General features: G+C 68.9%; 12 protein-coding genes. 8 read left to right on the plus strand and 4 right to left on the minus strand.

What is annotated here, in order from left to right:
- Positions 1-260: 260 nt before the first annotated feature.
- The 8 genes from HW532_RS10595 (at position 261) to HW532_RS10630 (ending at position 7,500) form a co-directional block, all read left to right on the plus strand.
- The gene (locus HW532_RS10595; protein ID WP_213164333.1) at positions 261-1,109 is read left to right on the plus strand and encodes an IclR family transcriptional regulator; all 849 of its coding nucleotides are present in this window, start codon (positions 261-263) and stop codon (positions 1,107-1,109) included.
- Positions 1,110-1,136: 27 nt separating this feature from the next.
- Positions 1,137-1,763: a LysE family translocator gene (locus HW532_RS10600; protein ID WP_213164334.1), complete on the plus strand. Its 627-nt coding sequence runs from the start codon at positions 1,137-1,139 to the stop codon at positions 1,761-1,763.
- A gap of 17 nt (positions 1,764-1,780) precedes the next feature.
- Positions 1,781-2,236, plus strand: coding sequence for a GNAT family N-acetyltransferase (locus HW532_RS10605; protein ID WP_213164335.1), 456 nt, complete (start codon positions 1,781-1,783; stop codon positions 2,234-2,236).
- Between the two features lie 79 nt (positions 2,237-2,315).
- Positions 2,316-3,167: an alpha/beta fold hydrolase gene (locus HW532_RS10610; RefSeq protein WP_213164336.1), complete on the plus strand. Its 852-nt coding sequence runs from the start codon at positions 2,316-2,318 to the stop codon at positions 3,165-3,167.
- A 217-nt stretch (positions 3,168-3,384) separates the two neighbouring features.
- The gene (locus HW532_RS10615) at positions 3,385-4,557 is read left to right on the plus strand and encodes a thiolase domain-containing protein (RefSeq protein ID WP_213164337.1); all 1,173 of its coding nucleotides are present in this window, start codon (positions 3,385-3,387) and stop codon (positions 4,555-4,557) included.
- 9 nt (positions 4,558-4,566) lie between these two features.
- Positions 4,567-5,583 (plus strand): hypothetical protein, encoded by a 1,017-nt coding sequence (locus HW532_RS10620; RefSeq protein ID WP_213164338.1) that lies wholly within the window; start codon positions 4,567-4,569, stop codon positions 5,581-5,583.
- Positions 5,580-5,993 carry a Zn-ribbon domain-containing OB-fold protein gene (locus HW532_RS10625; protein ID WP_213164339.1) on the plus strand — a complete coding sequence of 138 codons (414 nt, stop codon included), beginning with the start codon at positions 5,580-5,582 and terminating at the stop codon, positions 5,991-5,993. Before HW532_RS10620 ends, HW532_RS10625 begins: the two co-directional genes overlap by 4 nt.
- Positions 5,994-6,090: 97 nt before the next feature.
- Positions 6,091-7,500, plus strand: a complete 1,410-nt coding sequence (locus tag HW532_RS10630; RefSeq protein ID WP_213164340.1) for a hypothetical protein — start codon at positions 6,091-6,093, stop codon at positions 7,498-7,500.
- 170 nt (positions 7,501-7,670) lie between these two features.
- Here HW532_RS10630 and HW532_RS10635 read toward each other — a convergent pair whose 3' ends face one another.
- The 4 genes from HW532_RS10635 to HW532_RS10650 are packed head-to-tail and all read right to left on the minus strand — an operon-like array spanning position 7,671 to position 12,295.
- Positions 7,671-9,446 (minus strand): acyl-CoA dehydrogenase family protein, encoded by a 1,776-nt coding sequence (locus HW532_RS10635; protein WP_213164522.1) that lies wholly within the window; start codon positions 9,444-9,446, stop codon positions 7,671-7,673.
- Positions 9,447-9,451: 5 nt separating this feature from the next.
- Positions 9,452-10,684: a CaiB/BaiF CoA transferase family protein gene (locus HW532_RS10640; protein ID WP_213164341.1), complete on the minus strand. Its 1,233-nt coding sequence runs from the start codon at positions 10,682-10,684 to the stop codon at positions 9,452-9,454.
- 25 nt (positions 10,685-10,709) lie between these two features.
- Positions 10,710-11,474 (minus strand): CoA-transferase, encoded by a 765-nt coding sequence (locus HW532_RS10645; RefSeq protein ID WP_213164342.1) that lies wholly within the window; start codon positions 11,472-11,474, stop codon positions 10,710-10,712.
- The gene (locus tag HW532_RS10650; protein ID WP_213164343.1) at positions 11,471-12,295 is read right to left on the minus strand and encodes a CoA transferase subunit A; all 825 of its coding nucleotides are present in this window, start codon (positions 12,293-12,295) and stop codon (positions 11,471-11,473) included. The genes HW532_RS10645 and HW532_RS10650 overlap by 4 nt, the downstream gene beginning before the upstream one ends.
- Between the last annotated feature and the right edge of the window lie 317 nt (positions 12,296-12,612).

Genomic DNA, 12,612 nt, shown 5'->3' on the forward strand with positions numbered 1-12,612 from the left:
GCGTGAAATCGGCCCGGCAGCAGCCCGGAAACCGGGCCGGCCGCGACGGGATTTCGGGGAAGCGCGTCGTCCAGGCGGCGCAGTCTATGCGAAGCGGCCATGCGGATCAATATTTGCGAAACGCTATTCTGCATAGCAAAATCAATGTGGTGCTGCCGAAGAAACCGGGAAAGATTGTCGACGCAGGTTTCGCTGTGCGAAAATCTCGCTTATTCTCGCCCGCGCAAACAACACGGATCAGGGACGGAACGAGGAGATATATGGCGCGCAGAAAGGCCACCGACGGTGGGGGGCTCATGGATATTGCGGGGATCGGGGCCGGCGAGGAGGCCGGGGAGAAGGACCGCCAGTTCATTTCCGCGCTGGCCCGCGGGCTGGAGGTCCTGCGCGCCTTCGATCCCGACGATCCGATGCTCGGCAATCAGGAGATCGCCCAGAGGACCGGCCTGCCGAAACCCACCGTCTCGCGCATTGCCTATACGCTGACCCGGCTCGGCTACCTGAAATACAATCCCAAGCTGGAGAAGTACCAGCTCGGTTCCGCGGTGCTGGCCTTCGGGCAGGCCTATATGGCGTCGATGGCGGTGCGCGAGATCGCGCGGCCCCATATGCAGGAGCTCGCCGAGGCCACGAGAACCACCGTCGCCCTCGGCGACCGCGACCGCCTCTCCATGGTCTATATCGAGCTGCAGCGCGGGGTGAGCCATGTGATCCTGCACCAGGACATCGGCTCGCGCCTGCCGATCGCGGAGACCTCCATGGGGTGGTCGTGGCTCGCCCGCGCGCCGGAGCCGCTGCGCACCCAGGTCATGGACGCGATCAAGACCAGCAAGGGCAAGGACTGGCCCGCGACCAAGACATCCATCGAGACCGCCGAGCGCGAGATCGCCCAGCACGGCTACTGCCTCGGCATGGGCACCTGGCTGCCGGACATCAACGGCGCCGGCGCCCCCTTCGTCTCGCCCGACGGGCGCACCGTTCTGGCCTTCAATATCGGCGGCCCCTCCTTCGTCTTGAGCGAGGAGCGCCTGCACGAGGAGGTCGGCCCGCGCCTTGCCAGCATGGTCCACGCGGTGGAGGCGGACTATCGTCGCCGGGGATTCTTCTGACCCGACCGATCCAGGGAGCGGACATCCATGACCCTTCCATTGTGGACAAGCCTGACGACCATCTTCGCCGTATGGCTCGTCGTGGCCATGGCGCCCGGGCCCAATTTCTTCGCCACGATCTACACCGCGACCACCCAGTCGCGCCGCCTCGGCCTCTATGTCTCCGCGGGCATCGCGGTCGGCACCACCATCTGGGCGACGGCGAGCCTGGCGGGGCTCGGCATCCTGTTCCAGACGACGGCATGGCTCTATCAGGCGGTGAAGCTGGCCGGCGGCCTCTATCTCGTCTATCTGGGGATCAGGACCATCCTCTCCGCGCGGCACGCGCGCACCGCCTCGCCGGTCCGGCTCGGCGCCCTGTCGCCCCTCCAGGCCTTCCGGCGCGGCCTCGTCGTCGATCTGAGCAATCCGAAGGCCGCGATCTTCTTCACGAGCGTCTTCGCCGTCGCCGTGCCCCCGCAGGCCCCCTTGTGGTTCCAGGCGCTCGTCGTCGCGACCGTGGTCATGATCGCCGCCGGCTGGTATGCGCTGGTGGCGTGCCTGGTGAACCTGCCGCCGGTCGCCGCGGCCTTGCGCAGGGCGCACAAGGCCATGTCCTACGTGACCGGCTTCGTGTTCGTCGCGCTGGGCGCGCGCCTGGCCACGGACCGCTGAACGCGGGGAGACAAGCGATGGTCCAGTTCCGCCCGGCCCGCTCGTCGGATCTCACTGAGATCCTCCGGCTTCTGGCCGACGATCCCCTGGGCAAGACGCGCGAGACCGTGTCCGACGGTGTCGACACCGCCTATGAGGAGGCCTTCGCCGCCATGGAGGCCGACCCCAACCAGCTCATGGCCGTGGGCGTGGACGACAGCGGCGACGTTGTCGCATGCCTGCAGATCACCTTCATTCCCGGCCTGTCGCGCGGCGGGATGTGGCGCGGCCAGATCGAGAGCGTCCGGGTTTCCTCGCGCCATCGCGGCCAGGGCCTCGGCCGCGCGCTGCTGGACTGGGCCATCGCGCGCTGCCGCGAGCGCGGCTGCGGCCTTGTCCAGCTCACCTCCGACAAGACGCGGGCCGACGCGATCCGCTTCTATGAGGGGCTGGGTTTCACGGCGAGCCACGAGGGTCTGAAGCTCGCATTGTAACGCCGGGTGCGGCGAAGGCAGAGTTGGATTGGCCCTGAACAGACTTTCAACTGGAAGGCGGATATACCGGTTTCTCTGAATGGCCAATGACGTCAAACATGTTGCGGTTGGCGATACCCGACTGGCTTACAGAGAGCTGGGGTCCGGACTGCCGATCGTCGCCCTGCACGGCTTTCCCGACACGTATCGCACCTGGGATGCGATGTCGGGTGCCCTCTCGGATGACGGTTACAGGGTTATAACCGTGGCCATGCGCGGTTACGCACCAAGCGATGTTCCGTCAAATGAGGACTATTCGCTTCATCGTCTTGCGCGAGATGTCACGGAATTGCTCGATCAGCTCGACATCGACCGCGCCGTCATTCTCGGCCATGACTGGGGCGCTTCGACAGCTTACGCGCTGGCCGCAATTGCGCCCGAGCGCGTAGAGAGCCTGATTGCACTTGCCATCCCGCCCTTGAGCGTGTTTCGCAGCGGCTGGCGGGAGCGGTGGGCGCGACCGCACAATATATATCTCCGCTATGGCCGGATTTCGAACTGGTGGCTGCGCAGGAACAATTTCGCCGAAGTGCGGCGGCTGTATGACCTTTGGAGTCCCAATTGGGACGTGCCGGACAATCATATCGAGACAGTGATTGCGGCGTTGATGCCACCTGAGCGCTCACGTGCGGCCGTCGATTATTATCGGGCCAGTGAGCGCGATGCCAATGCGGGACGTATTATTGCGCCGATCGCTGCACCCGCTCTGATGATTTATGGGGCCGATGAACCCGAAGTGCGCCAGGAATGCTTTGCCCGGGCGTCCAACGTCACCGGTCCCGGGTCCCGCACCGTCCGATTGGACGGTGTCGGTCACTGGCCGCATCTTGAAGCGCCGGATCTTTGCCTGACGGAAATTCGTTCGTTCTTGCGTGCGACAGGCATGCGCTGAACTCTCGTGGCATGAGCCATTCTGCACATGCCGGATTGTCCGCAAGGCGGTCACTCAGTGCATTGGCATCGAGCGTCGCCTCACTGCCCACATCCGAAATCCGGATCGAAACACCCTCCGACACAGGCGATGTCCGAATTGAGGCTTGCATCTCTCCAGCTCTTTCGTGCATTTTGCTAAGCGAAATTATATTTCGCAATATTGAACGGAGTCCGGCATGAAACGGGTTGCGGTCATCGGCGTCGGCCAGACCACTTACGGCCTCTATCCGGAGCGGACGCTCAAGTCGCTCTTCGCGGATGCCGCGAAGGCGGCGTTCGCGGATGTCGAGAAGGGGATCGACCCCGGCGACATCGACGAGGCGTTCATCGGCACCCTGTCGACCGGCGGGTCGCAGCTCGGCAATTTCGCGCCGCTCATGCTGGAGAGCGCCGGGATGGCGGGCGTCTCGGGCCGCCATGTGGAGAATGCCTGCGCGTCGTCGGGCTATGCCTTCCGAGACGCCTGCCGCGCGGTCGCCTCGGGCTCCGCGCGCATCGCGGTGGCCGGCGGCATCGAGAAGATGTCGGACCTGCCGCGCGAGCGCAACCGCTCCTGGCTCGGCGTGTCCGGCGACGTCGAATGGGAGCGCCTCGCCGGCACCAACTTCCCCGGCATCTACGCCATGATGGCGCGCCGGCACATGCACGAATTCGCCACCACCAAGGCGCAGATCACCGGCGTCGCGGTGAAGAACCGGGACCATGCCGTCGCCAATCCCAAGGCGCAGTTCCGCAAGTCCATGACGCTGGACAAGGCGCTCGCCGCGCCCAACCTCGCCGCCCCCTTCTGCCTGGCGGACGCCTGCGGCATCACCGACGGGGCCTCCATGGTGATCCTGTGCGACTTCGACATCGCCCGCGACTTCACCGACCGGCCCGTGGAGGTCGTGGGCTCCGGCGGCGGGTCGGACTATGTGGCGATCCACGACCGCCCCTCCATCACCCGCCTGCCGGCCGCGCGCAAGGCCGCCCGAGAGGCGTATGAGGAGGCCGGCATCGGGCCCGGAGACATCGACCTCGCGGAGGTCCATGACTGCTTCACCATCGCTGAGATCCTCGCCTATGCCGATCTCGGCTTCTGCGAGGAGGCGGAGGCCGGCCACTGGGTCGAGGAGGGCGTGACCCGGCTCGGCGGCGAGAAGCCCGTCAATGTGTCGGGCGGCCTCATCGGCAAGGGCCATCCCATCGGCGCGACCGGAACCGGCCAGATCTACGAGCTTGCCAACCAGCTTCGCGGGCGCGCCGACGAGCCGTCGCGCCAGGTGGCGAACGCCCGCTACGGGCTCGCCCACAATGTCGGCGGCTCCGGCGGCAGCGTCGCCGTCCACATCCTCAAGGCGGTCGAATAGGGGACGGTCATGACAGGACAGACCATCGGACTGACAAGCTATGCCACGGCGCTGCCCCGCCTGCGGATCGGCGCGGACGCCTACAGGGGGGCCTGGGGCCAGTGCGCCGCGCGCGGGCTGAGGCGCAAGGCCTTCTGCGCCTATGACGAGGACGCGGTGACGCTCGCCGTCGCGGCGGCGCGGCACGCGCTCGCCCGCATCGGCACAACGCCCTCCTTCGACGCCCTGTTCCTCGGCGCGACCAGTCTGCCCTATGAGGAGAAGCCCTCCGCGGCGACGGTGCTGACCGCGCTCACGCCCCGGCGCGACATCCGCACCGTCGAGATCTCCGGCTCCCCGCAGGCGGGCCTTCAGGCCCTGGTCGCGGCATGGGAGTTCTGCGCGGCCAATCCCGGACGCCACGCGCTGGCCATCGCCGCCGACGCGCCGTCCGCGCCCGCCGACGCGCCCTATGAGCACGGGCTCGGCGCGGGTGCGGCGGCCTTCCTCGTCGGCCCGGACGCGACCGTCGCCCGGTTCGGGGCCACCGCCTCCGTCGCGCGCGAGACCTTTGGCGCGCGCCACAGGCGGCGCGGCGAGGCGACGCTTGCCGATCTGGAGCTGCGCACCGACGATGTCGCCCCCGTGCTCGCCGATCTGACCGCCGGCGCACCGGACCTCATCGGGCACGACCGCCTCGCGCTCGGCTGCGACGCAGGCGCGGCACGCAAGGCCATGCGCGCATTCGCGGCGGCGGAAGGGACGACCTGCCTTCCCTGGCCGGAGATCGGCGACGCGGGCGCAGCGCTCGCCCCTCTCGCGCTGGCCGGCGCGCTGGACGACGCCAAGGCCGGCGAGACCGTCCTCGCCGTCGCCATCGGGGCCGGGGCGAGCGCGCTGCGCCTCGCCACGGGCGACGGCCTTGCCCGCCTCGCGGGCACCGCGCCGACGCTCGCCGAGCTTTCGGACGGCGGCGAGGAGGTCGACTACATCGCCTATCTGCGCCACAGGCGCATGCTTTCCAGCCGCTTCGGAGGCACGGCATGAGCTCCTACATCTCCCTTCCCATCTATCAGACGAGCACGGGCCAGCGCCTGCGGATGGAGGCCGGGCGGTGCACGGCCTGCGGCACGCTCGCCTATCCCCAGCGGCCGGTCTGCGCCTCCTGCGGCGCGGACAGCTTCGAGACCGCGGCGCTCTCCGGCGAGGGCACGCTCTACACCTTCACCGTGATCGCGCGCGGCGGCGCGCCGGCGGAGTTCGACGACCAGCAGACCATGACCGGCACCATCGTGGTGGGCGTGGTGGCGCTTGCCGAGGGCCCGCGCATCATCGCCCAGCTCGCCGACGTCGACCCCGCCGATCTGGAGATCGGCACGCCGCTGAAGGCGGAGATCCGCCGGCTCTACGACCAGGAGGGCATCGTCCGCTACGGGACCAAGTTCGTGCCGGCCTGAGCCGGCGCATGCCCGCCATGCACCGCCTCCTCTGGTGCTGCATGTGCGAAACGTGCTCTATTCGCGGGGACTTGAACGAGCGAGGAGAGACGAGGGCATGAGGGGACAGGATCACGCGGCGGACGAGACGGCCCCGAGGCTCGTCGCCGCCCTGTCCGGCGGCGCGATCGTCATCGTGTGGGCCGGTGTCCTGCTCGACGCCCTGTTCGCGGTCCCGGGCGCCGCCGCCGTCGCGGTGGCGGCGCTGGCCGTCTATCTCGTGCTCCAGGCCCCGCGGCTCAACCGTCTCGCCTGGGTGCATCTCGCCGTCGGGGCGGCGGCCGCGGGAACCGTTCTCGCCACGCTCGACGATCCGGTCTCGGTGCTGATGGAGGGACTTGCCCGCTCGGCCTTCATCGCCTCGCTCTTCGCCGCGCTCGGCATGCTGCGGGAGGCCGCACAGATCTCGCCGACCATCCTGCGCGCCGGCCGCATGCTGGTGCACCAGCCGCCCGGAAGGCGCTATATCGCCATCACGGCCGGCAGCGCGCTGTTCGGCGCCATCCTCAATTTCGGCACCGTCACGCTGCTCGGCGGCATGATCAATCAGGCCAACACGCTGCAGGCCGCCCATGGCCAGGAGGATGTCCGCCTCGTGCGCCAGCAGCGCATGCTGACGGCGCTCCTGCGCGGCTTCGCCACCATCATGTTCTGGTGCCCGCTGACCGTCGCCTTCGCCGTCGTCACCGCCACCATACCGGGGGCGGACTGGCCGCCGCTCGTCATGTGGGGCGGGCTCACGACCATATGCGTCATGGCCATCGGCTGGACCATCGACCGGCTGACCATGCCGCGCCGGCGCCTGCCGGTGGAGGCCGATCCGTTCCGCTTCTCGCGGCTTGCGCCCCTGATCGGCCTCATCGCCGCGGTGTTCGTGCTCGCCTTCTCCATCGAGGAGACGACATCCGGCCAGCTCATTCACGGCGTCATCCTCATCGTGCCGCTGATCGCCGTCATCTGGCTCGTCGCCGGCCACGAGGTCGCCGGCGCGCGCCGGCTCGCGCACTATCTCGTCTCCGACGTGCCGGGCCAGAGGCAGGAGGTCGCGATCCTCGGCAACGCCGCGTTTCTGGGCACGGCGGTCGCCGCCCTCGTGCCGCCGACCGCGCTGGAGGCGCTGATCGGGCCCGGCAGCGTGGCACCCGTCCTGCTGCCCGTCATCGCGTTGTGGCTGGTGGTGGGGGCCGGCCAGATCGGCGCCAACCCGCTTCTGACAGCGACGGTCATCGCGACCCTCGTCGCCAACGCGCCGACCCTCGATTACGAGGCCACGGCCATGGGGCTCGCCCTCGTCATGGGCTGGAGCCTGACCGTCGGCTCATCGCCCGCCGCCGCGGCGACCATGATCATCGGGCGCTTCTCCAACCACTCCGCCGCCTATATCGCGCACCGCTGGAACGGCCTCCACACGGCGGTCTCGCTGCTGTTCTGCTCCGTCATTCTGATGGTCGTGCACACGGTCGGCTAGAGTGCTTTCCAGTCTGTTGACACGGCACCGGCCCCGCTCTCTCACGAGTCCTCGCGTTTAGAACGGCACCAGCCCGCTCCCCCACCCGGCCACCCATGAAATTATGATCCCGTGGGTAGCCGGGTGGGGGAGCGGGCCGGTGCAGTCCGTGCGAGCAGTTTCCCTCGCCCTCACGGGCGGGTGCAGAACGCCTTCGCCTCCTCCGGCGTGACGGCGCCGTGACCCTCCGAGAGCAGCGCCCAGGCGGCGGTTTCCGCCGTGCCGTCGGGCGCGGCCAGCGGATCGTCGGGCGAAAGCCTGTGGTCGAGCACCATGCGGGCAAGCATCAGCCGGCCGGCATCGCCGTCGCGCTCCGACAGCATGGCCCCCTCGCGCGCCATGATCATGGCAGAGGCGGCATTGTAGAGCCCGCTTGCCGCCTGGCGCGCCAGCCGCTCGCCATCATCGGCGCGCGCGGCATGGTCGACCAGATCGAGGGCACGCTCCATCGCCCCGTTGAGCCCCGCGCGCAGGGGATCGGGCACGCCGCGCGCCTGGGCGAGCTCGCCGCTCAGCGTGTCGGCGAGCGCGCGGTGGGCGCCCATCTTGCGCGCGGCGCGGAGCACGTCGAGCGCGATGATATTGCTCGTGCCCTCCCAGATGGAGCCCAGATGCGCATCGCGCAGCAGGCGCGGATTGACCCACTCCTCGATATAGCCGCAGCCGCCGCGCACCTCCATCGAATCGCCCGTCACCTTGCGCGCGTCGCGGCAGGCGCGGAACTTGATGAGCGGGGTCAGGATGCGCAGGGTCTGCGCCGCCTCCTCGTCGCCGGCATCGGCGCGCGCCAGCGCGTCGGCGGTGTAGAACACGACCGACAGCGCCTGCTCGGTCGGCACCAGCATCTTCAGGAGCTGGCGGCGCATGAGCGGCAGGTCGTCGAGCCGCTTGCCGAAGGCATGGCGTCCGCGCGCCACGCACAGGGCTTCCGTCAGCGCGCGGCGCATGAGGCCCGTCGCGCGCACGCCGTTCGACAGGCGCGAGACGTTGATCATCTCCGCCATCTGCTTGAAGCCCTTGTCGATCTCGCCGACCGGATAGGCCAGCGCGCCCTCCAGGCGGATCTCGCCGGAGGCCATGGAGCGCGTGCCGAGCTTGTCCTTCAGCCGCACGATCCGGTAGGCGTTCTGCTCGGGCGTTCCGTCCGGCCCCTCGACCGTCGCCGGCATGAGGAACAGGCCGAGGCCCTTCGTGCCGTCCGGCGCGCCCTCCGGCCGCGCCAGCACCATGGCGAGCGCGGCGTCCGCATTGGAGCAGAACCACTTGTCGCCACGAAGCCGCCAGCGGCCCTCGCCGTCGCGCCGCGCGGTCACCGTGCTCGCGCCGACATCCGAGCCCGCGCCCTGCTCGGTCATGAACATGGCCCCCTGGGCGAGGCTGTCGAGATCGGTCGCCGTCAGCGCCGGCAGGAAGCGCTCCACAAGCCCCTCCTCGCCGAAGCGCCGGAGCACGCGGGTGAGCGAATCCGTCATCGAGACCGGGCAGCACAGGCCGAATTCCGACTGCACGAACAGATAGGTGAGCGCATATTTCGCCGCCGGCGGCAGGGGCTCGGGCCAGTCGAGCACGCCCGCGCGATGGGACATGGCGGCCAGGCCGAGCTCGCCGAAGGCCATGCGCTCCAGCGCCACATAGCTCGGATGCTTCTCCACCCACTGCCAGTCGCGCCCCTGCCTGTCGCGATGGTGCAGGACGGGCGGATGCCGGTCGGCATCGTGGGCGAGATCGTCGAGCTCCGTCGTCACGAGCCCGCCCAGACGGTCGAGATGCGGCTCCAGATGCGCCCTCAAGCCGTCGGGCAGATAGAGCGACATGAGGCTGCGGAACGAGGTGTCCGCGCGGTACACGTTGAGGCCGCGGCTATCCGGCAGATGGCTTGCCGTCTCCGCCGGCCGGACAGGTTGCATGACGGTCACGCCTGGGCTCCCTTCTCAAGCTCCTCCTCCGGCTCGTCGACGACGAGGATACCGGCGGCCTTCAGCCTCTCGATCTCGGCGGCATCGTAGCCGAAGGCCTCCAGAACGGAGGGCCCGTCGACGCCGAGCGCGGCCGGCGGAGTGCGCACCTCGCCCCGGGTCCTGGACATCTTGATCGGGATGCCGGTGCCGGAATAGCCGTCGAGCTCCACGACCATCTCGCGGTGGAGCGTGTGCGGATCGTTCAGCACCTTGGTCACGTCGCGCACGGCGCCGGCGGGGACGCCGAGCTTGAGAAGCGTGTCGGTGAGCTCCTCGGCATCCTTGTCGGCGAGCAGCGCGGTCAGCTCCTCCTTCAGCGCGTCGCGGTTGACCACGCGCGCGGCGTTGTCGAGGAACCGGCTGTCCTCGGCGAGCTCCGGCTTGCCGAGATAGGTGCACAGCTTGGCGAACTGCCGGTTGTTGCCGACCGCCAGGAAGATCGCGCCCCGCCCCGTCGGATACTGGTCGTAGGGCGAGATATTGGGATGGGCGTTGCCGGTGAGCCTGGCCGGCTTGCCGGTCATCAGCGCATTGGCGGCCTGCGGGTGCAGCAGGCCGATGGAGGAATCGTAGAGCGACACGTCGAGCTTCTGGCCCTTGCCGGACCGGCCGCGCTCGATCACGGCGGCGAGAATGGCGATGGCCGCGGTGAGCCCCGTGCCGAGATCGACGATCGGCGTGCCCATGCGCAACGGCCCGGTCTCCTCCGTGCCGTTGACGCTCATCGTGCCCGACAGCGCCTGCACCACCGCGTCGTAGCCCGGCAACCCGCCGAGCGGGCCGTCGTCGCCGAAGCCGGTGATGTGGCAGCAAATGAGCTCCGGGAAGCGTTCGGCCAGCACCTCGTCATAGCCGATGCCCCACTTTTCCAGCGTGCCGCTCTTGAAGTTGTGGATCAGCACATCCGCCTTCTCCAGCATCGCCAAGAGCACCTCGCGGCCCTCGTCGCGCGAGAGGTCGAGCGAGACGAAGCGCTTGTTGCGGTTGGCGCCGGAGAAATAGGCCGACAGGCCGTTCTTGAAGGGCGGGCCCCAGCCACGGGTCTCGTCGCCGGTCGGCGGCTCGATCTTGATGACCTCCGCGCCATGATCGGCGAGCACCTGGGTGCAGTACGGCCCGCCGAGCACGCGGGTGAGGTCGATGACGGTAAGGCCGGCGAGGGCGCCGAAGGGGGATGTCTGTGCCATTCTGTGTCGTCTTTCCGTCCAGTCGTCAGGCAGTGATACGGTTCGGCTGCGGCGCGCTGCCGAAGAGCGCCTCGGCAAAACGCGGATAGGTTTCCGCCACCTCGCCGGCGACCCGACCGCGCAGGGTTGCGAGCATGTCGGGGCCCGGCAGCGGCGTCTCCGGCACCCGGTCGGGCACGTCGAAATCGAACCCCGTATTGTCGCGCACCTCCTCCAGCGTATGGCCGGGATGGACGCTCTCGAGCCGGAAGCGGCCCCGGGCGCGGTCGAAGCGCATGGCGCACAGGCCGGTGACCAGCGCATGGGGCCCGCCCGGCCGGTAGACGCCGGGCTCCGACGTGCCGGGTGCGGAGATGTAGTCGACGCGGTCCACGAAGACGCGCCGCGTATGCTCCTCGCGGAACAGGATGACGCGCGGCACGACGAAGTAGAGATAGGCCGAGCCGAAGGCCCCCGGGAACCGGGCCTTGGGATGGCCGGGATCGCCGATATAGCTCAGATTGATGTTGGCCTGGCCGTCGATCTGCGCGCCGCTCAGGAAGAAGGCGTCGACGCGGCCCTGGCCCGCGCAGTCGAACAGCTCGCGCCCGCCATCGGTGAAATAGTTGTGGCGCCGGCTGCCGAGCAGGGTGACGCGGGTCCCCCCGTCGGAGAGGGCACGCGCGAGCAGCGCCGCCGAGCCCGGCATGGGCGAGGCCGCGCCGACCGCGACATTGCCGCACCCTTCGAGCAGCCTGGCGATGGTGCAGATGATCGTCTCGCGCGGATGGATGTCGCCTGTCGCCGTCATAGCGCCTCGAGCTCCGGCATCCGGGCGCCGATCGCGCGGAACGCCCCGTCGAGATCGCCGGCCTCGGCATGGCGCACCCAGTCGGCGATCGCCTCCGGCTCCGGCGCATAGAGGTCCTGCAGGCCGAGCGGACGCGCGCCGCCCGGCGCCACCGCGATGGCCGACACATAGAGCGAGGGCAGCACGCCCGCCGCGCTCGCCTCGGTCTCCAGAAGGTCGCCGTCGACGATCTCCTCCACGGTCACGAGCGTCGTGCGCGAGGCATGGGCGAGGCTCACCAGTTCGCGACGGCGCCCGATCCAGACATTGCCGAACCGGTCCGCGCGCGGGCAGTGGAACACGGTGACATCCGGCGCGATGGCCGGCACGACCACGATGGGGTCCTCCGTCTTGGAGAACGGATTGTCGATGACGCGCCAGTCGGGCCGGTAGGCCAGGATGTCGGAGCCGATGATGCCGCGGATCGGCATGAATGGCACACCCTTCTCCGCCGCCTGGAAGCCGGCATGGAGCGCGGGACAGGTGGCGTCCTTCACCGCAATGGTTCCCGCCTTGACCGCCTTCGTGAAACACGGCGCGAGCCCGGCCTCGCCGAGGGTGACGGCGGCGCTTTCCACGCTCGCCACCGCGCCAGCGGCGATGAGCATGTCGGTCTGCAGCCCGGTGGAGGGCAGGGCCACCAGATGAAGGTCGCGCACGCGGCGCGCGATCATCCGGGCGGTCGCGGCGATCGAGACGCCGCCATAGTCGGGCGGAAGGGCCAGCCGGCTGCCGGACGCAACCCGGCCCGCGAGGCCGTCGAGATCCTCAAAGTCGGTCATCGTTTCCTGTCCTGTCCATCGCAGCCATGGCGCGGTTCCCGCACCTGGCGACGTCTCCTGCCTCATTCATAGGCTTTTGCGCTTGCCTCTTGCAAATGTAGGGTGCAGATAGGATGCTACCAAAAACAAAACACTATTCCAAAGTGCGAAATTTCAGCGGACGCAAGGGCCACGCATCGGCGAGAAGGTCCTGTCCCCGGTGAGCATAGCCGGTATGGCCGAGATGAGAAGACCGCCCGATCCGTTTCGGTGAGGGCGTCTCTCCTTGAGGGGCGTGCCGGCACGCGGGTTTTCCCGCTCCGGTCCAGACAAACCAG

The organism is Kaustia mangrovi, from assembly GCF_015482775.1.
Lineage (GTDB): Bacteria > Pseudomonadota > Alphaproteobacteria > Rhizobiales > Im1 > Kaustia > Kaustia mangrovi.